Origin of the sequence: Variovorax sp. V15 (assembly GCF_041154425.1) — a bacterium.
Classification (GTDB): Bacteria; Pseudomonadota; Gammaproteobacteria; order Burkholderiales; family Burkholderiaceae_C; genus Variovorax; species Variovorax guangxiensis.
The window spans coordinates 2,404,834-2,427,515 of sequence record NZ_AP028659.1; the positions used below are offsets into that span (position 1 = coordinate 2,404,834).

Annotated in this window: 20 protein-coding genes and 1 pseudogene; 17 read left to right on the top strand and 4 right to left on the bottom strand. The window is 67.0% G+C overall.

Annotated features, from left to right (window positions below):
- The first annotated feature begins 13 nt into the window (after positions 1-13).
- From ACAM57_RS11305 to ACAM57_RS11320, 4 genes are read left to right on the top strand one after another with little or no spacing between them, the layout of a single operon-like run.
- Positions 14-454: a MaoC family dehydratase N-terminal domain-containing protein gene (locus ACAM57_RS11305; RefSeq protein ID WP_184636781.1), complete on the top strand. Its 441-nt coding sequence runs from the start codon at positions 14-16 to the stop codon at positions 452-454.
- Between the two features lie 17 nt (positions 455-471).
- Positions 472-891: a MaoC family dehydratase gene (locus ACAM57_RS11310; protein ID WP_369661700.1), complete on the top strand. Its 420-nt coding sequence runs from the start codon at positions 472-474 to the stop codon at positions 889-891.
- 28 nt (positions 892-919) lie between these two features.
- A complete protein-coding gene (locus ACAM57_RS11315; RefSeq protein WP_019658647.1) occupies positions 920-1,750 on the top strand; it encodes an SDR family NAD(P)-dependent oxidoreductase in 831 nt (276 codons plus the stop codon).
- Positions 1,751-1,752: 2 nt separating this feature from the next.
- Positions 1,753-2,541, top strand: coding sequence for an enoyl-CoA hydratase/isomerase family protein (locus ACAM57_RS11320; RefSeq protein ID WP_369661701.1), 789 nt, complete (start codon positions 1,753-1,755; stop codon positions 2,539-2,541).
- 12 nt (positions 2,542-2,553) lie between these two features.
- On the opposite strand, the gene ACAM57_RS11325 is transcribed toward ACAM57_RS11320, so the two are convergent.
- The 3 genes from ACAM57_RS11325 to pip all read right to left on the bottom strand — a co-directional run bounded on the left by ACAM57_RS11325 (position 2,554) and on the right by pip (position 5,030).
- Positions 2,554-3,486: a DUF2167 domain-containing protein gene (locus ACAM57_RS11325; protein WP_369661702.1), complete on the bottom strand. Its 933-nt coding sequence runs from the start codon at positions 3,484-3,486 to the stop codon at positions 2,554-2,556.
- An 88-nt stretch (positions 3,487-3,574) separates the two neighbouring features.
- Positions 3,575-3,997 (bottom strand): cupin domain-containing protein, encoded by a 423-nt coding sequence (locus ACAM57_RS11330; RefSeq protein WP_093201273.1) that lies wholly within the window; start codon positions 3,995-3,997, stop codon positions 3,575-3,577.
- A 79-nt stretch (positions 3,998-4,076) separates the two neighbouring features.
- On the bottom strand, positions 4,077-5,030 hold the full coding sequence (gene pip / locus ACAM57_RS11335) for a prolyl aminopeptidase (protein ID WP_369661703.1): 954 nt from the start codon (positions 5,028-5,030) through the stop codon (positions 4,077-4,079).
- Between the two features lie 102 nt (positions 5,031-5,132).
- On the opposite strand from pip, the gene ACAM57_RS11340 reads away from it, so the two are divergent.
- The 7 genes from ACAM57_RS11340 (at position 5,133) to ACAM57_RS11370 (ending at position 12,397) form a co-directional block, all read left to right on the top strand.
- Positions 5,133-5,591 carry an ArsR/SmtB family transcription factor gene (locus tag ACAM57_RS11340; RefSeq protein ID WP_369661704.1) on the top strand — a complete coding sequence of 153 codons (459 nt, stop codon included), beginning with the start codon at positions 5,133-5,135 and terminating at the stop codon, positions 5,589-5,591.
- A complete protein-coding gene (locus tag ACAM57_RS11345) occupies positions 5,480-5,941 on the top strand; it encodes an SRPBCC domain-containing protein (protein ID WP_369661705.1) in 462 nt (153 codons plus the stop codon). The genes ACAM57_RS11340 and ACAM57_RS11345 overlap by 112 nt, the downstream gene beginning before the upstream one ends.
- Before the next feature lie 20 nt (positions 5,942-5,961).
- The gene (locus ACAM57_RS11350; protein ID WP_369661706.1) at positions 5,962-7,536 is read left to right on the top strand and encodes an MFS transporter; all 1,575 of its coding nucleotides are present in this window, start codon (positions 5,962-5,964) and stop codon (positions 7,534-7,536) included.
- 49 nt (positions 7,537-7,585) lie between these two features.
- Positions 7,586-7,771, top strand: a complete 186-nt coding sequence (locus tag ACAM57_RS11355; RefSeq protein WP_369661707.1) for a hypothetical protein — start codon at positions 7,586-7,588, stop codon at positions 7,769-7,771.
- A gap of 32 nt (positions 7,772-7,803) precedes the next feature.
- A complete protein-coding gene (aroC, locus tag ACAM57_RS11360; RefSeq protein WP_369661708.1) occupies positions 7,804-8,922 on the top strand; it encodes a chorismate synthase in 1,119 nt (372 codons plus the stop codon).
- Entirely contained in the window at positions 8,922-10,121 is a 1,200-nt protein-coding gene (locus ACAM57_RS11365; RefSeq protein WP_184636803.1) for an MFS transporter, read from the top strand. The genes aroC and ACAM57_RS11365 overlap by 1 nt, the downstream gene beginning before the upstream one ends.
- Before the next feature lie 89 nt (positions 10,122-10,210).
- On the top strand, positions 10,211-12,397 hold the full coding sequence (locus ACAM57_RS11370) for a LamG-like jellyroll fold domain-containing protein (protein ID WP_369661709.1): 2,187 nt from the start codon (positions 10,211-10,213) through the stop codon (positions 12,395-12,397).
- Between the two features lie 286 nt (positions 12,398-12,683).
- Here the strand turns inward: ACAM57_RS11370 and ACAM57_RS11375 are convergent.
- Positions 12,684-12,854: pseudogene (locus ACAM57_RS11375) on the bottom strand (hypothetical protein); the annotation flags it as partial.
- A gap of 310 nt (positions 12,855-13,164) precedes the next feature.
- On the opposite strand from ACAM57_RS11375, the gene ACAM57_RS11380 reads away from it, so the two are divergent.
- The 6 genes from ACAM57_RS11380 to ACAM57_RS11405 all read left to right on the top strand — a co-directional run bounded on the left by ACAM57_RS11380 (position 13,165) and on the right by ACAM57_RS11405 (position 22,682).
- On the top strand, positions 13,165-16,164 hold the full coding sequence (locus ACAM57_RS11380; protein ID WP_369661710.1) for a type VI secretion system Vgr family protein: 3,000 nt from the start codon (positions 13,165-13,167) through the stop codon (positions 16,162-16,164).
- 75 nt (positions 16,165-16,239) lie between these two features.
- The gene (locus tag ACAM57_RS11385) at positions 16,240-21,015 is read left to right on the top strand and encodes an RHS repeat-associated core domain-containing protein (protein WP_369661711.1); all 4,776 of its coding nucleotides are present in this window, start codon (positions 16,240-16,242) and stop codon (positions 21,013-21,015) included.
- A 92-nt stretch (positions 21,016-21,107) separates the two neighbouring features.
- Positions 21,108-21,491, top strand: coding sequence for a hypothetical protein (locus ACAM57_RS11390; protein WP_184636809.1), 384 nt, complete (start codon positions 21,108-21,110; stop codon positions 21,489-21,491).
- Positions 21,488-21,826, top strand: coding sequence for a hypothetical protein (locus tag ACAM57_RS11395; protein WP_369661712.1), 339 nt, complete (start codon positions 21,488-21,490; stop codon positions 21,824-21,826). Before ACAM57_RS11390 ends, ACAM57_RS11395 begins: the two co-directional genes overlap by 4 nt.
- 80 nt (positions 21,827-21,906) lie before the next feature.
- A complete protein-coding gene (locus ACAM57_RS11400; protein ID WP_369661713.1) occupies positions 21,907-22,161 on the top strand; it encodes a hypothetical protein in 255 nt (84 codons plus the stop codon).
- Between the two features lie 26 nt (positions 22,162-22,187).
- Positions 22,188-22,682 carry a pentapeptide repeat-containing protein gene (locus ACAM57_RS11405; RefSeq protein ID WP_126021851.1) on the top strand — a complete coding sequence of 165 codons (495 nt, stop codon included), beginning with the start codon at positions 22,188-22,190 and terminating at the stop codon, positions 22,680-22,682.

Consider the following 22,682-nt stretch of genomic DNA (forward strand, 5'->3'; position numbering starts at 1 on the left):
GAAGGGCTGCCAGATGATCGATAGGAAGTGGATCGGCCACGAACTGCCAGCATCGGTGCTGCCCATCGAGCGAAGCCGGCTGCAGTTCTTCGCCAAGGCCATCGGCGAGACCGACCCCGTCTACACCGATGCCGCCGCCGCGCGCGACGCCGGCTACCCCGACCTGCCCGCGCCGCCGACCTTCCTGTTCGCGGCCGAGCTGGACTCGGGCGCCTCCGACCGGCTGCTGGCCGGCCTGGGCATTCCGCTGTCGAAGCTGCTGCACGGCGAGCAGGGCTTCAGCTACCACCGGCCGGCCTGCGTGGGCGACACCGTGACGGTGCGTTCCACCATCACCGACATCTACGACAAGAAGAACGGCGCGCTCGAATTCGTCGTCAAGACATCGCGCGCCACCAATCAGCGCGACGAGCTGGTGGCCGAGCTGCGCTCGGTGATCGTCTGCCGCCATTGACGAAGGAGCCCGCACCGATGACCGAACCGACCTACGACGCCGTGAACGTCGGCGACGAGCTGCCCGCGCTGCAGCTGCCGCCCGTGAACCGCACCACCCTCGCACTGTTCGCGGGCGCGTCCGGCGACCACAACCCCATCCACATCGACACCGACTTCGCGCGCAAGTCCGGCATGCCCGACGTGTTCGCGCAGGGCATGCTGGGCATGGCCTGGCTGGGCAGGCTGCTCACGCAGTGGGCGCCGCAGTCGCAGCTGCGCCGCTTCGACGTGCGCTTCCAGGGCATCACGCACCTGGGGCACGCGGTGCGCTGCGGCGGCCGTGTGGTCGAGAAGCTGGAGCACGAAGGCGAGCGTTGCGTGCGCGTGGAAGTGCACAGCGCCAATCAATACGGGCAGACGCGCATCGCCGGCGAGGCGCTCATCGCGCTGCGCTGAATCAACACGACAAGGAAAGAACGCAGACATGACACCCAAGCTCGACGGCAAGGTCGCCCTCATCACCGGTTCGGGCCGCGGCATCGGCCGGGCCATCGCGCTCAAGCTCGCGTCGGAAGGCGCGCGCATCGTCGTCAACGATCTCGACGCACAGCCGGCGGAAGAAACAGTGCAGGAAATACGTGCGGCCGGCGGCCAGGCGGTGGCATGCACCGGCAGCGTGGCCGCGCCCGATTTCGCGGAGCGCTTCGTCGGCACGGCGGTGAGCGAGTTCAAGGGGCTCGACATCATCGTCAACAACGCCGGCTACACATGGGACAGCGTGGTGCAGAAGATGACCGACGAGCAGTGGTACGCCATGATCGACGTGCACCTGACCGCGCCGTTCCGCATCCTGCGCGCGGCGCAGCCGGTGATCCGCGCGCTGTCGAAGGCCGAGACCGAGGCGGGCCGGCGCGTGGTGCGCAAGGTGGTCAACATCTCGTCGGTGGCGGGGCTGTTCGGCAATGCGGGGCAGGCGAACTACGCGGCGGGCAAGGCGGGCATCGTCGGACTCACGCAGACGCTGGCCAAGGAGTGGGGCCGCATGAACGTGACGGTCAATTGCGTGGCCTTCGGCTTCATCCAGACGCGGCTGACGGCCAGCACCGCCGAGGCGTCCACCGCGAACATCGAGGGCCGAGAGATCAAGGTCGGCATCAACCCGGGGCTGCTGGCGATGATGGAGCAGTCGATTCCGCTGGGACGCGGCGGCACGCCCGAGGAGGCGGCCGGCGCCGTGTACCTCCTGTGCGCGCCCGAGTCGGACTATGTGAGCGGCCAGACGCTGATGTGCAGCGGCGGCCTGACAGGCATCTGAGCATGCAGACCGCCGAGGGCATCGCCTGGGGTGTGGAGGAGGGCATCGGCCGCATCGTGCTGAAGCGGCCGGAGCGCGCCAACGCGATCGGGGTTCGCAGCGGCCACGCGCTGGTGCGGGCCATCGACGAAGTGCTGTCGGGCAAGCCGCGCGTGATCCTGCTGACCGGAGAAGGCCGCGTGTTCTGCGCCGGTGGAGACATCGACGAGTTCGTGGCGGCGGGCGAAGCGCTGCCTTCGCTGGTCGACGAGATCCTGGACCGGTTGCACCCGGCGCTGCTGCGACTGTCGAACAACCCCGCGCCGCTGGTCGTCGCGGTGAACGGATCCGTCGGCGGCGCGGGCGTGGGGCTGGCGCTGTGCGGCGACTTCGTGCTCGCCGCGGAATCGATGAAGCTGCGTACGGGCTATGCGGCCATCGGGCTTTCGCCGGATGCGGGCGCGTCGTACTTCCTTGCGCGCCGTGTGGGGCCGGTGCGTGCACAGCAGCTGCTGATGCTCAGCGACTCCATCGACAGCCAGCGCTGCCTTGCGTGGGGCGCGGTCGATGCGCTGCATCCGGACGACGAACTCGCGGCCGCCGCCGAAGCGTTGGTGGCCCGGCTCGCGCATGGTGCGGGCGAATCTTTCGCCGGCATCAAGCAGCTCTGCGCCGGCGCGCCCGGCGGGCCCTTCGAGCAGCACCTTGCGCTGGAGCACAGGCTGCTGCGCGAGCGTGCAGCCAGCGCCGATGCGCGCGAGGGCGTGGCCGCCTTCGTGGAGAAGCGAGCGCCCAGGTTCAAGAGAAGCTGAACGCCACGGCCGTCAGCCGTTGCGCTTGAACAGCTTCGCGATGCCCCAGAGCGCCGCGCCGCCGGCCACCACCGCCAGCTTCGCGAACTTGGCGAGGAAGGCCGCGATGATCGCGAACAGGCCCAGCTTCTTCACCGCCGCGCCGGCCACCAGCGCGGCCAGGCCGTAGGCGGCGACCTTGTCCGTGGACGAGTTGAAGTCGGCGTACTTCTTGCCGTCGTCGTACTGGATCGCGCCGAGGAGCTTGCTCGCGTCGGGCTTGTACTTGTCCAGGTCCTTCGCGTTGGTGATGAGGTTCAGGCTCAGGTAGCCCTCGCGGCCCAGCGCGTAGGTGTTGTAGTTGACGCCCTGGTTGCCGTCGGTGCCGCCCTTGCGCTTCGACAGGGCCGACCACACGAGGCGGTGCGAGGCGACGTCGTACTGCGGCTTCTGCGCCCAGCCCGTGACCTCGATCGAAGGAATACCGCGCTTGGCGCGTTCCTCGTTCGCGGCCTCGGTGCCTTCCTTCAGGCTCTTGAGGAGGTCGTCGGCGTTCCAGTCCTTGGCGTCGTCGTCCTTGATGTAGCCCTCCTTCACGAACTTCACCACCGCCATCCAGTCGGCGTCGTCGGCGGGGAAGATCGCGCCGATGAAGGTGTCGTCGGTGCGGTTGCCCATGCTGCGCATGAGCTGCGCGGCGGCCGGCGTCGGCACCCACACGTAGCCCGCGGGCAGGTGCAGATGGGCCTGGTCGCGCAGGGTGATGTCGACGGGGCCGACCTTCTGCACGGCCTTGGCGGCCTTGAACGCGGCGTCCTGTTCGGCTTCCAGCGAACTGGCCGTCGATGCCTGAGTCGATGGAGCGGACGGGGTGGTAGTCGGCGATGCGGCTTGGCTGGTCTGCGCCACGAAAGCGGCGCACGCGAGCAGCACGCCGGCCGACAGGCGGGCGGTTTGAATACGCAAGTTCTCTCTCCTCGGTTGTTATCAGTCTGGTGAGCCGAGGGAGTTTAGGGGCTGTGCGGAAAGTGGCGGGTCGTGGAGCGCGAAGCTGCTACTTCCAGGGCGTCGGCGCCGGCACCTCGCACACCGGCTCCACATCGACGCTCTTGAAGTCCGCCGGCGAGACGATTTCCAGGTATTCCATGTCGGGCGAGTAGTCGAACAGGAAGTGGCGGATGCCCGGGCGCTGGTGCACCACGTCGCCGGCCTCGACCAGCGTTTCCTTGTCTTCGTACATGAAGCGGGCCCAGCCCTTGACCATGATCACGATCTGGAAGTCCGCCTCATGGCGGTGCCAGCCGGTGCCCGTTTCCGGTGCCATGTTGGCCTTGACCAGATGCGCGATCACCTTGCCGTTGGTGGCCTCCGCCACGCCCAGGTCGCGATAGAGGAAGAAGTCACGCAAACCACCCGATACGAATTCGGTGTCGCCGGGCTTCACATGGGAGAACTGGGTGGCGGTACGGTCCAGCATGGGGCGCTCCTTCGCAGGTGGTGGGTGTTGCGGTGCAACACGCATAAAGCGTTCCCGGGACGGACCCGCCGCGCGCGATTCAGCGGCTTGCGAAGCCGTCGGTTGCGCGCAGCAGCCGGTCGAGGATGCCGGGCTCCGAATAGGCGTGCCCCGCGCCCTCGATCAGGTGGAATTCCGCCTCCGGCCAGGCCTTGTGCAGCGCCCAGGCATAGCGCGCGGGGCAGGGCATGTCGTACCGGCCGTGCACGATCACGCCGGGGATGCCGTGCAGCCGGTGCGCCTCGCGCAGCAGCTGGCCTTGTTCCAGCCAGGCGTCGTGCACGAAGTAGTGGTTTTCCAGCCGCGCGAAGGCGAGCGCGAAATGATCTTCGCCATGTGCCGCGGCAATCGCCGGGCTGGGCAGCAGGGTGATGGTCTCGGCCTCCCACACGCTCCAGGCGCGCGCCGCCTCGATGCGTGCCACCGGGTCGTCGCCGGTGAGCCGCTTGCGGTAGGCTCCGATCATGTCGTCGCGCTCGGCTTCGGGAATGGGCGCCTGGAACTTCTCCCACTTGTCGGGGAACATTTCCGACACGCCGAACTGGTAGTACCACTGGAGCTCCGAGCGGGTCACGGTGTAGATGCCGCGCAGCACCAGTTCGCTCACGTGCTCGGGATGCTTCTGGGCGTAGGCGAGGGCGAGCGTCGAACCCCATGAGCCGCCGAACACCAGCCACTTGTCGACGCCGGCGCGTTCGCGCAGGCGCTCGATGTCGGCGACAAGGTGCCAGGTCGTGTTGGCCTCCAGGCCGGCGTGCGGCAGCGAGCGGCCGCAGCCGCGCTGATCGAACAGCGTCAGGTCGTAGCGTGCCGGATCGAACAGGCGCCGGTGCTCCGGCGAGATGCCGCCGCCAGGACCGCCATGCAGGAACACCGCCGGCTTGGCCCCGGGAGTGCCGCAGCGCTCGTAATAGATCTGGTGGCCGTCGCCCACGTCGAGCATGCCGCTTTCGTAGGGCGCGATGGGGGGATAGGGCTGGCGCAGTTCGGTCATTGGGGCTTCCTCTGTCGGTGCTGGATGGGCTTGATCGCTACGCATCGTCGCATGACGTGAAGTGGCTTGACGGCACCGGGGGCCTTCCAGATACTCAACCGCATGGTTCAGTCAGCAACCCGACCCGACAGCGATGCGCTCGACGCAGTCTTCGCCGCGCTCTCCGATTCCACGCGGCGCGCCGTGCTCGAAGCCCTTGGCGAACGCAGCCTCAGCGTGACCGAACTGGCCGAGCCGCACGACATGTCCCTCACCGGTTTCATGAAGCACCTGCGCGTGCTGGAAGACGCCGGCCTGATCTCCCGCACGAAGGAGGGCCGCATCGTGCGCTGCGAACTCTCGCCCCGGCCCATGCAGGAGGCCGCCGTGTGGTTGTCTCGCTACGAGAAGTTCTGGACCGGGCGTCTCGATGCACTGGCGCGCTTTCTCTATCACCAGGAGGAGACCGAATGGAGAACCCTTCCGCCGGCGGCGCAGAGCGCCCCTCGCTCACCCTCAGGCGGCACTTCCGGGTCTCGCCCGACAAGGTCTGGCGCGCGTGGACCGACCCGCAAGCGCTGAAGCTCTGGTTCGGCCCCGAGGAAATCGTCGCCGTGCCGATCGCCGAGGTCGACCTGCGCGTGGGCGGCCGCTTCCGGGTTGCCATGCTCGCCAATGACGGCGAAACGCACGACGTGAGCGGCACGTATCTCGAGGTTGTTCCGAACCGCAAGCTGGTCTTCAGCTGGGCCTGGCGCAGTACGCCGGAGCGAGAGTCGCGCGTCACGCTGCGCATCGAGCCTGATGCCGAGGGCTGCGAGCTGGTGCTGCTGCACGAACAGTTCTTCGACGAAGCCGCGCGCGACGCCCACAACCATGGCTGGACCGGTGCGCTCGTCAAGCTGGAGGCTTGGCTGAACCTCGCCGCCTGAGACCTTTCGCCACGTAACGAATGAAGAACACCCCGCCGCCGGCCCGCGCCACGATGCGCGAGTGGACCGGCCTCGCCGTCATAGCGCTGCCCTGCATGCTCTATTCGATGGATCTCACGGTGCTGAACCTCGCGATCCCATCGATCAGCGAAGAGCTCAAGCCCACGGCCTCGCAGCTGCTGTGGATCGTCGACATCTACGGCTTCTTCGTGGCCGGGCTGCTGGTCACCATGGGCACGCTGGGCGACCGCATCGGCCGGCGGCGCCTGCTGCTGATCGGCGCGGCGGCGTTCGGCGTCGCCTCGGTGCTTGCGGCGTTCTCGACCAGCGCCAGCATGCTCATCGCCACGCGGGCGCTGCTCGGCGTGGCGGGCGCGACGCTGGCGCCGTCCACGCTCTCGCTGATCCGCAACATGTTCCTCGACCCGGGGCAGCGCACCGTCGCCATCGGCGTATGGATCTCGAGCTACTCGGCCGGCGCCGTCATCGGCCCGGTGCTCGGCGGCGTGCTGCTGCAGTTCTTCCCGTGGGGCTCGGTGTTCCTGATCGGCGTGCCGGTGATGGTGCTGCTGCTGGTGCTCGGGCCCTTGCTGCTGCCCGAATACCGCGACCCCGACGCGGCCCGGCTCGACCTTGCCAGCGTGGCGCTCTCGCTGGGCGCGGTGCTGCCGGTGATCTACGGCGTCAAGCAGATCGCCGAGCATGGGCCGGACGTGGTGCCTGCGCTGTCTATCGCGCTGGGCCTGGCCCTGGGATGGGTGTTCGTGCGCCGGCAGCAGCGGCTGGCCGACCCGATGATCGACCTGGGCCTGTTCCGCCTGCCGGCCTTCACCGTCTCGCTCGGCGCCTACATGCTGGCCTGCTTCGTGATGTTCGGCATCTTCCTCTACAACGCCCAGTACCTGCAGCTGGTGCTTGGTCTTTCGCCCCTGCATGCCGGCCTCTGGAGCATGCCGGGGGCGGGCGCTTTCATCGTCGGCTCCATGGTCGTTCCGGCGCTGGTGCGGCGCATGCGCCCGGCCTTCGTGATGGGCGGCGGGCTGGCGGTGGCGGCGCTGGGCTTCGGCATGCTGGCCGTGCTGCCCGCGCAGGGCGGGCTGGCCTGGATGGTGTGTAGCGCGGTCGTCTCCTCGCTCGGGCTGGCGCCGGTGTTCACGCTGGCAACCGACCTGGTGGTGGGCAGTGCTCCGGCGGAGCGCGCGGGCGTGGCCTCTGCGATCTCCGAGACCAGCTCCGAATTCGGCGGGGCGCTGGGGATCGCGATCCTGGGAGCCATCGGCGCCGCGATCTACCGCGGCACCATGGCCGATGCCGTGCCCGCGGGTCTGGCGGGCGTTTCGGAGGTCGAGGCCGCCCGCAGCACGCTGGGCGGCGCCGTTGCGCTGGCCGGGCAGATCGGCGGCAGTGCGGGCGTTGAACTGCTCGACGCGGGCCGCGATGCCCTGATGCGCGGTATGCGGCTCACGGCCGGCGTCTGTGCGGCGGTGCTGCTGTTCGTGGCCGGGCTGGTGGCGATCCGGCTGCGCGGGGCGGGTGGCGCCGGGCAGGCGCTCCCCGTGGATTCCCCGAGTGCCGCCGCATTGCCGGAGCGCTGATGAAACCCCATACTGGGGCTTCCACGACGCGACCACCGGAGCCCCTTCCATGAGCAACGAACTGCGCAAGAAGCTGCACGACCTGGCCGAACTGGGCGACAAGGCCACCGACCCGCAGACCAAGGCCCTCATCGAGGCGATCAGGCTCCAGACGGCGGTGCTGAACGAGCGGCTCTTCGCCATCGAGCTGCAGGTGGCGGCCCTGTCCAAACGGCTCGAAAGCACGACCGACTGAGAGGGAAGCGCTTTGGCGGGATAATCCCCGCCATGAGCGGCAACACCTTCGGAACTCTTTTCGCGGTCACCAATTTCGGCGAGTCGCATGGCCCGGCCATCGGCTGCGTCATCGACGGATGCCCCCCGGGCATGGAACTCAGCGAAGCTGACATCCAGGGCGACCTGGACCGCCGCCGCCCCGGCACCAGCCGCCACGTCACCCAGCGCAACGAGCCCGACGCCGTGCAGATCCTCTCGGGCGTGTACGAAGGCAAGACCACCGGCACCCCCATCGCGCTGCTGATCCAGAACACTGACCAGCGCAGCAAGGACTATGGCCAGATCGCCCAGCAGTTCCGCCCGGGCCACGCCGACTTCACCTACTGGAAGAAGTACGGCATCCGCGATCCTCGCGGCGGCGGGCGTTCCTCGGCACGGCTGACCGCGCCCATGGTCGCGGCCGGCGCGGTCGCCAAGAAATGGCTGGCCGAGAAGTACGGCATGGTGTTCCGCGGCTGCATGACGCAGATCGGCGAGATCGCCATTCCCTTCGAGAGCTGGGACCACGTACCCAACAACCCCTTCTTCGCCCCCATCGCCGACGTGAGCGCGCTGGAGGACTACATGGACCGCCTGCGCAAGGCCGGCGATTCGTGCGGCGCGCGCATCCGCGTGACCGCCTCGAACGTCCCGGTGGGCCTGGGCGAGCCGCTCTTCGACAAGCTCGACGCCGAGATCGCCTATGCGATGATGGGCATCAACGCGGTGAAGGCGGTGGAAATCGGCGCCGGCTTCGACAGCGTCACCCAGCGCGGCACCACGCACGGCGACTCGATCACGCCCACGGGCTTCGTCACCAACAACGCGGGCGGCATCCTCGGCGGCATCAGCTCGGGGCAGGACCTCGAAGTGAGCATCGCGATCAAGCCCACCAGCTCGATCATCAGCCCGCGCCAGTCCATCGACATCCACAACAACCCGGTCGAGGTCGTCACCAAGGGGCGTCACGACCCGTGCGTGGGCATCCGCGCCACGCCCATCGCCGAGGCGATGCTGGCGCTGGTGGTGATCGAGCACGTGCTGCGCAACCGCGCGCAGTGCGGTGATGTGCCACAGGGGCCCCAGGGCAGCAAGACAGAAGCCGCGTCGCCGCAGGCGTCCTTCCTCTAGTGTCCGAGCCGCCACCAGTGGCCGCCGCCAGGCGCGGCCACCTGCTGGCATTCGCTGGTCTGTCGGCCAGCTATTTCGCGCACATCGGTTTTTTCAACCCCTACCTGCCGCTCTGGCTGAAGGACCTGGGGCTGCCGATCTTCACCATCAGCCTGCTGGCTTCGGTGCAGTCGATCACGCGCGTGTTCGCGCCCTATGCATGGGGCGCGCTCAGCGACCACACCGGGCAGCGCGTGAAGCTGCTGCGCTTCAGTGCGGCGGTGGCGCTGGCCAGTTCCTTCGGTCTCTGGTGGCACGGCGGCGCATGGTGGCTCGCGCTGGTGCTGCTCGTGATGTTCACCCACACCAGTTCGATGATGTCGCTCACCGAGGCCGCTATGGCGCAACTGGTGGCCGGCGACTGGGGGCGCTACGGCCGCATCCGGCTGTGCGGCTCGGCCGGTTTCCTGCTCACGGTGTTCGTGGCGGGGGAGTGGTTCGACCGCTTCGGCATGAAGCACTTTCCGGCATGGGCGGCGGGCACCTTGGCCATCGTGCTGATCGCGACGATGAAGCTGCCCGACGTGCGCGAGCCTCCGGCCGCGCACGGCACGGTGAAGGAGCCCATCGGACCTGTGCTGCGCAACCGCTCGGTGCAGTGGTTCTTCGCGTCGCTCTTCTTCCAGGTGATGTCGCACTTCTCGGTGTACGCGTTCTTCTCGCTGTACCTCGATTCGATCGGCTACGGAAAGAGCACCATCGGCCTGCTGTGGGCGCTGTCGGTGGTGGCGGAGATCGTGTGGTTCTTCCTGCAGGGCAGGCTCATCGGCCTGATGCCGATGCCGCGCTGGATGCTGGTGTGCGGCATCGCGGCCGTCGCGCGGCTCGGGTTGACTGCGGGCCTGGGCGGTTGGATCGCGGCGCTCGTCGTGGCGCAGTGGCTTCACGCGCTGAGCTTCGCGGCGCACCACACGACCTGCATCGCGGTGGTCTCGCGCCGATTCCCCGGCCATCTGCGCGGGCGAGGGCAGGCGCTGTTCACGGTTATCGGCTATGGCTTCGGTGGCGTGCTGGGTGTTCTGCTCGGTGGTGCTGTCGCGCAGGCGTTTGGATATCGCACGATGTTTACAGCTGCGGCCTTGCTGGCGGTGCTTGGCAGTGTGTGTGCGTGGCGGGTGATGAAGTTGGATCGGATGGAGCGCGCGGTCAGGACCTCCTGATCTCCCGACAAAGTGTCATGGGCCTTACATGCCCACGTCACCGCGGATTTTTACGCTGCGCGCTCCGTAATCTTTTCTCCTGATTTCTCATGTCCGTTTCAGACGACTCGCGCGGCGCACGCACGCCGCGTCTCCTTGCTCCTGGCGCATCGAACGCCTCCGAACAGAACAACGACAGCAACACGCCGCCGCGCCGCCAGGTGCTGAAGCTCGGGGCTTCGCTTCTGACGGTCGGCAGCAGCGGCGCCTTGCTCGCGGCATGCGGCGGCGGTGGAAGCGACGGGCCGGCTCTCGGTCCATTCCCGGCTTCGACGCCTGCACCGGCACCCGCGCCGGCGGCAACGCCCGCTCCGCCCGCGGCAGCCGCCAAGATCTCGAGCTTCTCGATCGCTGTGATGCCCGACACGCAGTTCTATGCGCGCTATGCCACGGCGGCCGAAAGCGACCAGTACAACAAGCGCTTCGGCAGCGCTCCTTTCGCAGCGCAGACGAAGTGGATCGCCGACAACGCCAAGGGACTGAACATACCTTTCACCATCCACCTCGGCGACGTGGTCGACCAGGTCGGCAAGCCCGACCAGTGGAAGGTTGCCGATGCCGCCATGAAGATCCTTGAAGATGCGAAGCTGCCCTACAGCGTGCTGGCCGGCAACCACGACGTGCTGAGGGACGTCGACTACAGCGTCGATTCAGTCGGCGGCACCGACAAGGACCGCACCCCTGCCAACGAACCCTACATCCAGTGGTTCGGCACCGAGCGCGCGAAGAAGCAGGCCACCTTCGGCGAGCGCGACACCAGCGGCTTCCACGAGTACCACGTGTTCGAAGCCCAGGGCCAGAAGTTCATGGTGCTGTCGCTGTCGTGGCGCATTTCCGATGCCGGCATTGCATGGGCCCGCCAGGTGATCAGGAAGAACCCGACGCTGCCGGTGATCCTGGTGAACCACCAGTTGCTCAACATCGCGCCCGATGGCACGAGCCCGCTCGAAACCGACTACGGCAAGATGCTGTGGGAGAAGCTGATCCGCGACAACGACCAGATCTTCATGACGCTCAACGGCCACCACCATGGCGCCGCGCACCTCACGAAGATCAACGACTTCGGCCGCAAGGTCGAGGAGATGGTGGTCGACTACCAGATGGCCTACCAGGGCGGCAACGGCCTCATGCGCCTGTACGAGTTCGACCTGACCAACAAGATGATCAAGGTGCTGTCGTTCTCGCCGTGGGTTCCGCAGAAGCCGGCGGCCACGCTCAACAGCTTCGACCAGGCGGTGCTCACCACTGCCAACGAGGCCTTCACCATCGACATGGATTTCGCCCAGCGCTTCTCAGGCTTCAACAAGAGCTTCGGTGCCGGCAGCGCCACCATCGAAGGCTCGCTGGTGGACAAGGCCCGCGCGATGATCCTTGCGAACTACAAGGAACCGGCGACGCTCGTGCAGCGGCCGGCCACGAATTCGGACGACTACCCCAAGGTCGCGAACACGCTGGCGCACTGGCGCTTCTTCGGCGGCACGGCCAACCAGCCAGTGCTGCCGGGCACGGTCATCGCCGACGTCGCGGGCAGCAATCCGCTGCACCGCGATGCGCTGAATCAGGGGGGCGTCGTCGGTGCGACAGATGGCGACATCGTGTGGACGGACGACCGTCACTACCTCTCGGCCGCGCCGGGGTCGGTACGTTTCCTGAATACCAACAAGAACACGCCGCGCCTGAGCTATTTCCTTACCGATGCTGCGGCGCCGATCAACGCGCAGACGCTGGAGAACGGCTACACCATCGAAGCATTCATCAAGATCGACAAGAGCTGGACCAGCGCCAATCAGGCGTGGATGAACATCATGACGCGCGACGGCAAGCGCGGCGACCTGGCCGGCTATTCGGGCGGAGACCCCGAATCGCCTCCGATGCTGTTCGCCATATCGAGCTTGCGCGAAGTGCAATGGGAAGTAACTCCGAGCCCTGCCGGTACCCGGTCGCCCAAGGCCAACTGGTCGGGCGAGGTCATCGCCGACCGCTGGGTGCACATCGCGATCGTGAACGATCCCGTGTCGCACGACACCACCATGTACGTGGAAGGAGCCCCGGTGCTGCGCAATGCGTCCGCCATTCCGGGCCTTGCCACGCTTTCGGCCACCTCGCCATGGGTCGTGGGCGGCGGCTCGTGGGACGGCGCGCGCGCCGATGGCTTCTTCGGCAACATCGGCGAAGTCCGCGTCGTGGCAGCAGCGCTGACCCCTGCCCAGTGGCTCACGGCACGCAAGCCGGCCTGAGCAGAGGCTCCGGCCTTCCCGCGATCAGTGAGTGATGCGGGGAGGCCGTTTTCTCCTATTTCTTCCTGCCGGTCCGCCTTCACGGCACCCTTGCCGTTCTCCTTCTCGAACATCGCAAAGTACTCCGAAGCCAGCTTCCGCAGCGATCGCCCGGTGTTCGCGTAGTCGTATTCGTCGAGATTCGCCAGCGACACCCGCCCGGCAGCAGCACGATGCCGGTTTTTCCTCGGCGATGCGGCTGACCGAATCGGGGTCCACTTCCGGCGGCGGCCGAGTTCACGGTACAGCGCCTCCCTGCGGCGCCGACGACGAGGGCGGCAATCAATGTGCCGCAGATGCCGCCGAGCTGAATGGGGCCGAAGCGGATCTGGCCCACTGCATAGCCAATGGCGAGCACGAGGAATAGCGCAATTTCGGACTGGTTTCGAGTATTTCGACCAGACCGCCAATCACGAATCAGATCCCTTGCCCGGAATGTGCTTGCAGGCCGGGCGCGGCCTCAATTGGCCGGTGGCCGGTTCGGAGGGCGCCGTAATTCATTCGAATCTCACCAGCGTGACTGCGGACACCGGCAGCCATGGATCGCGAACTTTATGCTGATTCGAAGAACCGTCTATTTTTCGCATTGGTTCTTGCGATAAATCAACACTTAGAATAATTGTGAAAATATGCATCAGGGAGGTGAGCATGCCGCTCAATTTGCAAACAATATTCTTATCAATTGAATTTCAATTAGGCGGTTTGTCTTATCTGCAAACCGAGGCTCAATGACCCGGCGCGTCAATATCGAGACGCCCGCGGGCGAGGCACTGCAATTCCGCCAGCTGGTAGGCCGCGAAGCGCTGAGCCAGCTGTACGCCTTCGACGTCGAACTGCTGGGCAACAGCAACGCCATCGACCCCAAGAGCCTGCTGGGCAAGGCCTGCAACGTGTCGGTGGAGACCGAAGGCGGGGTGAGGTACCTGGGCGGTATCGCCACCCGCTTCGGATTGCAGCAGGAGGATGCGCGCCACTCCTTCTACCGCCTGCGCCTTCGCCCCTGGCTGTGGCTGGCCACGCGGCGCAGCGACTTCCGCATCTTCCAGGGCAAGAGCGTTCCCGAGATCGTCATGGAAGTGCTCGGGCGTTATGGCCATCCCATCGAGCAGAAGCTCAGCCGCGGCGACTACCGGCGCTGGGATTACTGCGTGCAGTACCACGAGAGCGACTTCGACTTCGTCTCGCGCCTGTGCGAACTCGAAGGCATCTACTACCACTTCCGGCACGAGGCCAGCCAGCACGTGCTCGTTTTCGCCGACGACATCGCCAATTCCCACAGCCCGCTGCCCGGCGGCGAGGAGGTGCGCTACCACCCGCTCGAGAAGTCCGGCATGGGCCAGCGCGAGCGCATCTACGCGTGGGAGATCGCCGAGGAGGTGCGCTCGGGCCATCACTACAACGACGACTACGACTTCGAGAAGCCCAAGGCCGAGCTCTCGCACCTGCGCCAGATGCCCCCGGGGCATGACCACGACGCCTTCGAGAACTACGAATGGCCCGGCGGTTTCGTGCAGCACGGCGACGGCGAGACCTACGCGCGCATCCGCAACGAGGAGCAGCTCAGCCAGCGTAGCCGCGTCACGGGCCGCGCCAATCTGCGCGAGCTGGCCACCGGCCACACCCTGCGCCTGACCGGCCACCCCAAGGCCGACCAGAACCAGCAGTACCTGCTCGTGGGCGTGAGCTACCACCTGCAGGAGAACCTGCAGGCCAGCGAAGGCGTGGAAGGGACCGAAGGCTCCGTGCAGCGCTTCGCCTTCGAGGCCCAGCCCACCAGCTACGCATGGCGCGCACCGCGCACCACGCCCAAGCCGCGCACGCGCGGTCCGCAGACCGCCATGGTCGTGGGCCCGGCGGGCGAGGAGATCTGGACCGACCAGTACGGGCGCATCAAGGTCCAGTTCCACTGGGATCGCCTCGGACAGGACAACGAGAACTCCAGCTGCTGGGTGCGCGTTTCAACCGCGTGGGCCGGCGCCGCCTTCGGCATGACCAGCGTGCCGCGCGTCGGCATGGAGGTGATCGTCGACTTCCTCAACGGCGACCCCGACTACCCCATCGTCACTGGCTGCGTGCACAACGCCGACACCATGCCGTCGTGGGAGCTGCCGGGGCAGAAGCACCTGTCGGGCATCCGCAGCCGGGAGCTCGGAGGCGGACGCGGCAACCACCTCGTGCTGGACGACACGCAGGGCAAGATCCAGGCGCAGCTGCGCAGCGACCATCAGTCCAGCCAGCTGAGCGTGGGGCACATCGGCCGCATCGAGGACACGGCAGGGCGCAAGGAGCCGCGCGGGCAGGGCTTCGAGCTGCGCACCGACGGGCATGGCGTGTTGCGTTCGGGCAAGGGCCTGCTCGTGACCACCGAGGCCCGGCCGAATGCGCAGGCGCATGCCACCGACATGGGCGAGACGGTGGGCCGCCTCACGCAGGCGCGCGATCTGCACGAAGGCCTCAGCGGCCTGGCCCAGGGCGCGCAGGCCCATGAAGCCGGCGACCAGGACGAAGTCACCACGAGCATCAAGGAACAGAACGACGCCATCAAGGGCCAGGGCGGCAACCGCGAGCAGGGCGATTTCCCCGAGTTCCAGGAGTCGCACCTGACGCTGGCCAGCGCCAAGGGCCTGCAGACCGTGGCGCAGGGCTCGACGCACGTCGTGAGCAACGAGCACACCGCGCTCACCAGCGGCGGCCATACGAGCGTGAGCGCGGGCAAGAGCATGCTGGTCAGCGTGCAGAGCGCGATCCGCATGTTCGCCGCCAAGGCCGGCATGCGGCTCGTGGCTGCGGGCGCGGACATCGACATCAAGGCGCTGAAGGACAGCGTCAACGTGCTGGCCAAGCTCAACATCACGCAGACCGCCAACAAGATCACCATCCAGGCGAAGGAAGAAGTGGTGATCAATGGCGGCTCGAGCTACAGCCGCTGGAGTTCGGGCGGCATCGAGCACGGCACGGCCGGCACATGGCGCGAGCATGCCGCCGTCCACAGCCTCGTGGGGCCGGCCAACGACGGCAAGCCCGCGCTGCCCAACCCGCCGCCGGTGCCCAAGGGGCAGCTCGACCTCTATCACCAGTACATCAAGCCGACCGGCGAAAAGCGCCAGGGCGTGGCGCAGGGCGACTTCACCGTGGTGGATTCGGAAGGCGGCACGCACGCCGGCACCTTCGACCGCAACGGCTTCGCGACGGTGTCGGGCCTGCCCATCGGCACCGCCAAGGTCACGTTCGGCAAGGACCCGCGAGACCCTTGGGAAGAAGGCAGCTATTACGGTACGCCGGAGGACTGGAAGGCGAAAGGCGCGACCGGCGCGGCCGCGGGCGGAGCGGGCGGGGGCGTGTCGGGCATCTCTGGCCTCGTCGGCAACGCTGCCGGACTGGCCGGCTCTGCGGGCGGCGCCGCAGGAGCCCTCGCGGGCGTGGCCGGCATGGGCAGCAAGGCGGCGAGCGCGCTGAACCAGGTCACGCAAGCGGCCGGCGTCGCGCAGCAGGCCGTGGGCGCGGCGCGGGCGATCCAGCAGGGCGGCGCCAAGGCGCTGCTCGGCCAGGCAAGCCAGGCGGCGACCGGCATGGCGATCCAGGCGGCCGGTGCCAAGCTCGGCCCGATGGGCGTACCGATCACCGGCGTGATGAGCGGCATCGCTTCTGGCGGAATGAAGCAGCCAGGCATCGCCACCGCAGTTGCAAATCCAGTCGCCACAGGCCGGACGCCGGGCTTCGCAGGCTGACCCTGCCTAGTCGCCCCGAATGGCCCCCCAGCGGGCCACCCAACCTGAAACGAGAGTTCGAGAGAAAAAGAAAAAATGGCAGAACAGGAGGCGGCGTCGAAGCCGCAGGCAACCGAGCGCGAGCCGCAGACGGCGGTGGCGCCGCTGAACACGATCGTGAAGGAAGACGTCGCCGCCGCCAGCAAGGCGGTGGACGACTGGCTGCGCTCGTTCAGCGGCGGCTACGTGACGCTGGAACGATTGACGATGGTGCTGGGCAGCATCCCGATCGTGGGCAACATCATGGCGCTGGTGGATGTGTTCCTGGACATCATCAACATCGTCGAGAAGAAGGCCAAGGACGGTGTCGATGCATTCCTGAACTGGGTGAGCCTGGGCATCAACCTGATCGGGCTGATCCCGGTACCGCCGAGCATGGCTGCGGCGCGCATGAGCCTGCGCCCGACGCTGCACCTGGTGAGGCAGCAACTGAAGACGGCGGCCTCGAACCTGGGTGAGGCGATCGTGACCACGCTGGTGGGTCACCTGAACGCCACCATCATGGGCGAGCTGGACACGTTCATCGACGGAGCCATCGCCAAGCTCGACGGCATCCTGAAGAGCTGCGCGGACCTGGCAGACAAGATCATCGATAACCTGGTGGACGTGATGCGCCGCGTTCTGGGGCAGAAGGATCTATTCACGGTAGGCACGCCTGCATCACCAGAAACCAAGGTGCACGACCCGAAGACGCAGAGCACGTGGAGCCGGATGTGGGGTGCTGCGGTGCGCTACTCGAAGCAGTCGGCGAACTACGTGGCGAAGGCGGCTGCGAGCCAGCTGCCCGATGGCGTAGCCAGCCAGGTCAACAGCGTGATCACGCAGATGCTGGACTTCAAGCAGCAGCTGCGCGGGCAGCTGTCGAGGCTGGCGGACAAGGAGGCGCAGGCCAGCATCATGTGGCTGCTGCACAAGCTGCGGGATGCGCTGCTGAAGAAGAAGGGCAGGAGGGCCGCGATCGTGCCGCCGCAGGCGGGGGCGGTTGCCCAGAAGGACAAGCCCGGTGACCAGTTGGGGCACATCAGCAAGCAGGCGCCCGCGAACGGGCGAGGGTGCAGCATCAAGAACGGTCCGGCGCCGGTGCGCAAGGGCGGCTCCATCAGTCTCGCTCTCGGGGATGAGAGCTTCACCCACACCGACTTCGTTCTGGCAGCGCCGCTGCCGATCGAATGGGCGCGCACCTACGCCAGTGACCTCGACGCCTTCGACCGAGGCAGCCTGGGCGCGCGCTGGATCACCCCCTACAGCATGCGCGTGGACGTGACCACGCCCACGCGAGGCGCACGCCAGGGCCAGCCCAGCCTTGTGCACCACGCCGCCGACGGCCGCAGCCACGCCTACCCGGTGCTGGCCGTGGGCCAGAGCTATTTCGATGCGATCGAGGAAGTCCGCGTCTGGCGCCTGAGCGAGAGCCTGCTGGTGCTGGACTTCGGCAAGCCCCTGCCCGAAGGCGACCAGAGCGAGTGGCGCGAGATCTACGAATACGTCGACAGCAAACAACCCCATTTCCGGCTGGTCACGCAGCAGGCCAAGGACGGCATGGCGATCGGCCTGCGCTACGACCACGTCATCGCGGCAACGGGCGAGCGCGTGCTCAGCGACGTCATCAGCAAGCACGGAGAAGCCGTCATGGCGCACGTGGGCGCCAAACCCGATGCACAGACCGGGCTCATCCAGTCGCTGTGGGAGCTCAAGGACGGCCAGGTCGTGCGCCAGCTGGCCGCCTACACGCACGACGCCGAGCGGGACCTCGTCGCCGCACAGGACGAAGACGGCGCAAGCTGGAGCTACACCTACAGCCACCACCTCGTGACCCGCTACACCGACCGCACCGGCCGGGGCATGAACCTCGAGTACGACGGCACCGGCCCCGACGCCAAGGCCGTGCGCGAGTGGTCCGACGACGGCAGCTTCGCGCTGAAGCTGGAGTGGGACCGCAACATCCGCCTGACCTACGTGACCGATGCGCTGGGTGGGGAGACCTGGCACTACTACGACATCCAGGGCTACACCTACCGCATCATCCATCCGGACGGGCTGCAGGAGTGGTTCTTCCGTGATGACGCGAAGAACATCACGCGCCACGTGCACACCGACGGCACGACGGACGACTACACCTACGACGCCGACGGCAACCTGCAGACGCACACCCGAGCCGACGGCAGCCGGGTGCACTACGAATACGACAGCCTGCACCGGCTCACTGGCATCCGCGATGCGGAGGGCGGCGTGTGGAAGCGCGACTACGACGCGCAGGGCCATCTCGCGGAAGAGATCGATCCGCTGGGCCACAAGACCGAGTACGCGTACGACAAGGCCGGCAGGCCCGTGCGCATCACCGATGCGAAGGGCGGCACGAAGCTGATGAGCTACACGCCTCGCGGCCGGCTCGCGAGCCTCACGGATTGCTCAGGCAAGACCAGCCGCTGGACCTACGACGATCGCGGCCGACTCGCCACGGCCGTCGATCCGGCGGGCAACGTCACGCGCCATCTCTACAGCCTTCCGCAGGAAGACGCGGTACTGCGTGCCCAAGGCAGCGTGCCGGGCCTGCTCCACGAGCTCGTGCTGCCCGACGGCACGCGCGAGCAGACACTGCACGACCCCGAGGGACGCATGCTCGCGCATGTCGACGGGCTCGGGCGCCGCACGCACTACAGCTACAACCGCGCAGGGCTCATCGCCGGCCGCACCGATGCCGACGGGCATTCGCTCAGGTACCAGTGGGATCTGCTGGGTCGTCTTGTCGAATTGCGCAACGAGAACGGCAGCCGCCACAGCCTGCGCTACGACCCCGTGGGCCGGCTGCTGGAGAAGACCGACTTCGCCCGCCGGACCACGCGGTACCGCTACGAGGAAAGCACCGGCCGGCTTGCCGAGGTCGACGCGGGCGGGCGAATGGTGCAGTTGCAGGCCGATGCCATGGGCAGGATGACCGAGCGGTCCGCTGGCGGCCAGGTCGAGCGCTTCGCCTTCGACCGCAACGGGCGCATGGTGGAGGCGACGAACAGCGACGCGCGCCTGCAGTGGTTCTACGACCCGGCCGGCAACCTGACGCGCGAGCATCAGCACGATCTGCAGGCCGGGCGCACCGCGATATGGCAGCACCGCTACGACGCACTCAACCAGCGCGTCGCCACGATCCGCCCCGACGGACATACGACCCAGTGGCTCACCTACGGTTCGGGCCACGTGCACGGCCTGCTGCTCGACGGGCAGGACATCCTCGGCTTCGAGCGCGACGACCTCCATCGCGAAGTGGTGCGCGAGCAGCGCAACGGCCTGACCCAGAAGCTGCGTTACGACAACTCAGGGAGGCGGCTGGAGCAGCAGGTCGTGCCGGGCCAGGCGAGCGCACCCGGCGCGCTGCAGCTGCAGCGCACCTACGGCTACGACAGGGCGGGGCAGCTCGTCGCCATCGGCGACAGCCATCATGGCAACCTCGACTACCGCTACGACCCCGTCGGCCGCCTCGTGGAGGCCAACAGCCGGTTCGGACGCGAGACCTTCGCCTTCGATCCGGCGGGTAACGTTGCCGAGCCCGCTGGCACCACCGGCGCAAGCCGGGCTCCCATCGCTCCCTTGCTCGACAACTTGCTCCGGGCCTATGCCGGCGTCCGTTATCGATACGACGAGCACGGCCACATGGTCGAGCGCGTATGCAACGGCCGGGCGACCACCTTCGCGTGGGACGGTTTCGGGCGCCTGAGTTCCGCCACGGACCCAGACGGCACGCAAACCTCATTCGCCTACGACCCGCTGGGCCGCCGCATCTCGAAACGCTCGCGAGACAGCATCACCCGGTTCGGTTGGGATGGCGACACGCTCGCCTTCGAGAGCACGCAGAGCCTCGCCGCGGAGCAGGAAGACGACGGACGCGGCTGGAGCGTGCACTACGTCCACGAGCCGCGCTCCTTCGCTCCGCTGGTTCAACTGCGCCAGGCGCATGCGATCGTGCCGGGCAGGACGCCCGACGTGCGGGAACTCATGGCCGCCAACGGTGGCGCCTACGACATCGAGCAGGATCCGCTTTGGAACGGCGAACTCCAGCCGGGGCAGCGCAGCTTCGAGGCGGACGAGATCGCCTTCTATCAGTGCGACCACCTCGGCACGCCGCGGGACCTGACCGATCATGAGGGCCGGGTCGGATGGTCGGCCCAGTACAAGGCCTGGGGCGAGGCGCGCGTGGTCATCAGCGAGGCGGGGCGACGTGCCGGCATCGTGAATCCGATCCGCTTCCAGGGGCAGTACTTCGACGCCGAAACGGGGCTGCACTACAACCGCTACCGCTACTACGATCCGGCGATCGGCCGGTATGTCTCGCCCGACCCGCTGGGGCTCGCAGGCGGCCTCAACCTGTATGCGTACGTCGGCGGCAACCCCGTGCGCGGCATCGATCCGCTGGGTCTGGTCGACATCAACCTGTTCCCGCACAACGAGGCGATCCGGCAGTCGGCAGACAACATCCCGAGCCCGCCCGGCACCTTCACGGTCGGCTCCCACGGCAATCCGAGCATCATGACCGACACCGCGCTCAAGGGCATCACCCCTGCGCAAATGGCGCAGCGGATCAAGGCGCATCCGTCGTATACGGAAGGCCAGCAGGTTCAGCTTATGTCATGCGAGACCGGCAAGGGAACGGACCCCTACGCGCAGAAACTGGCCAACGAGCTCAATGCGCCTGTCGTGGCGCCCGACAAGCTCCTGTGGATCTGGCCCCACGGCGCCTACAAGCCTGCTGGCCAGAAGGCCGACGGAAGCATGGACACCGCCGATCCCGGCGTCTGGCATACCTTCAACCCCAAGTCATGAAGAACATCGATCTCAGATTCGGCACGAAGCTGGCAGTGCTTCTTCCTCTTCTTCTGAACCTCCCAGTCTCTTACGCAACGGAGAACCAAGCCATGGACAAGCCCGACGCCGCACCAGCCTCTTCTTCTTCGCCCATCTCGGGTGCGCAGTCCTACGCGCTGACAGATGCGCAACGAGCCGAACTGATCACGAAGGCCGAGGCCGGTGACGCCGAGGCCGCGTTCCGTCTCTCGCTGTACTACACCTTCACGTCTTCCGACGACGTTCAGCGCATCCGCTGGCTGACGATCGCGGCCAAGGCCGGACACGTCGTCGCGCAGCACAACCTGGCCTACGACCTCTACATGGGCGGCAAGGACCTCGCCGAAGCCGCGCATTGGGCGGCGGAGTCGTCGAAGAGCGGCAATGCGGAGGCAGGAGATCTGCTCAAGGAGATCGAAGCGGCCCGCGCGAAGGCCCGGGGCTCGCGTCCGTGAGCGACGGCCTCGATGGTTCGGCCGCGCCGCTCTTCGAGATCGAGTCGCCGGATCGGCTGCTGCTCAACACCCCGGTGGTGATCGCATTGGGCAACGCTTTCAGGCTGTTCGAGAGGACCGGGCAAGACCTGAATAACTTCGATGTCCGCATTGCCGAAAGGCGGAAAGAGAACGGCGAGGACGAAGACGGTGTCGACACCATCGGCATAGCCTTCTCTGCCAAGCTGCCGCCCGGGCAGAAGGGACTTGGCAACGCCAGCAGGTTGGGGCGGTCGATCATGTACATCGCCTCGAGGATCACGGGCGAAATGCTTCGGGAGCGAGGAAGCAGGTAGTGGTCCCGACGCTGGGACTGTTTCAAAAGACGCCGCGACCGACCGAGTCTGCGGCTTTCAATTTTGCAAGGGAGAAAAGAATGAACGAAATCATCGAAGTCGATGGCCTGGTAGCACAGGCGATTGCAGTGGCCTGGGAGGATGGAAGGTCTTCTGGCCTGCGGCTCGAGAACTACAAGCTTGTGCTGGTCGATGCATCCGACGGATACCGGGTTACGTGGGAAGCGTCGAACAAGCCGCAGGGTCATCGCGGTGCCCTGCCGGGCCTGGCGGAACCGCAACTGCTGATCGACAAGTTCAGCGGCCGAGTCCTTCAGAAGCATCTGTCTCGCTGAAGAGATAGCCAACCGAGGGGCATCGAGTGTCTTCCCAGATCATCATCCTCGCCCACGACATGTGGCGCAAAGGCGCTGGCGGTGCTCCCGCCGGGCTCGTCGGCCAGGCCGACAGCTTCGCCTACGCGGGGCTCGACCTGGGCCTTGCCCAGTTCGCCGCAACGACCTTCGCAGGCACGAGCTTCACCGCCACCAGCTTCAAGCAGGCGGGCTGGAGCGGCTGCCAGTTCACGGGCTGCAGCTTCACCCAGTGCGACTTCAGCAGCATCTCGATCACCGGCTGCACGTTCATCAATTGCAGCTTCACGGGCGCGAACTTCGATGGCGCGAGCATCGGAAGCAGCACCTTCCGCCAGTGCCAGTGGGACGACATCAGCTTCGCGGGCGGCAGCTGGAATGACGTCGGCGTGCTGGACTGCAGCGGCACCGTGGTGCATGCGCAGGGGCTGCAGGGACGCAGCGTGGACTTCACCGGCAGCACCTTCGAGCAGCTCGAGTTCCAGGGCGCCAGCATCAACTGA

Excerpts from the sequence above, each read along its gene's own strand:
- ACAM57_RS11380 (WP_369661710.1), top strand. The coding sequence starts at position 13,165 with ATGACCCGGCGCGTCAATATCGAGACGCCCGCGGGCGAGGCACTGCAA.
- ACAM57_RS11400 (WP_369661713.1), top strand. The coding sequence starts at position 21,907 with ATGAACGAAATCATCGAAGTCGATGGCCTGGTAGCACAGGCGATTGCA.
- ACAM57_RS11355 (WP_369661707.1), top strand. The coding sequence starts at position 7,586 with ATGAGCAACGAACTGCGCAAGAAGCTGCACGACCTGGCCGAACTGGGC.
- ACAM57_RS11390 (WP_184636809.1), top strand. The coding sequence starts at position 21,108 with ATGGACAAGCCCGACGCCGCACCAGCCTCTTCTTCTTCGCCCATCTCG.
- aroC (WP_369661708.1), top strand. The coding sequence starts at position 7,804 with ATGAGCGGCAACACCTTCGGAACTCTTTTCGCGGTCACCAATTTCGGC.
- ACAM57_RS11315 (WP_019658647.1), top strand. The coding sequence starts at position 920 with ATGACACCCAAGCTCGACGGCAAGGTCGCCCTCATCACCGGTTCGGGC.
- ACAM57_RS11345 (WP_369661705.1), top strand. The coding sequence starts at position 5,480 with ATGGAGAACCCTTCCGCCGGCGGCGCAGAGCGCCCCTCGCTCACCCTC.
- pip (WP_369661703.1), bottom strand. The coding sequence starts at position 5,030 with ATGACCGAACTGCGCCAGCCCTATCCCCCCATCGCGCCCTACGAAAGC.
- ACAM57_RS11330 (WP_093201273.1), bottom strand. The coding sequence starts at position 3,997 with ATGCTGGACCGTACCGCCACCCAGTTCTCCCATGTGAAGCCCGGCGAC.
- ACAM57_RS11370 (WP_369661709.1), top strand. The coding sequence starts at position 10,211 with ATGTCCGTTTCAGACGACTCGCGCGGCGCACGCACGCCGCGTCTCCTT.
- ACAM57_RS11310 (WP_369661700.1), top strand. The coding sequence starts at position 472 with ATGACCGAACCGACCTACGACGCCGTGAACGTCGGCGACGAGCTGCCC.
- ACAM57_RS11305 (WP_184636781.1), top strand. The coding sequence starts at position 14 with ATGATCGATAGGAAGTGGATCGGCCACGAACTGCCAGCATCGGTGCTG.
- ACAM57_RS11350 (WP_369661706.1), top strand. The coding sequence starts at position 5,962 with ATGAAGAACACCCCGCCGCCGGCCCGCGCCACGATGCGCGAGTGGACC.
- ACAM57_RS11385 (WP_369661711.1), top strand. The coding sequence starts at position 16,240 with ATGGCAGAACAGGAGGCGGCGTCGAAGCCGCAGGCAACCGAGCGCGAG.
- ACAM57_RS11320 (WP_369661701.1), top strand. The coding sequence starts at position 1,753 with ATGCAGACCGCCGAGGGCATCGCCTGGGGTGTGGAGGAGGGCATCGGC.
- ACAM57_RS11340 (WP_369661704.1), top strand. The coding sequence starts at position 5,133 with ATGGTTCAGTCAGCAACCCGACCCGACAGCGATGCGCTCGACGCAGTC.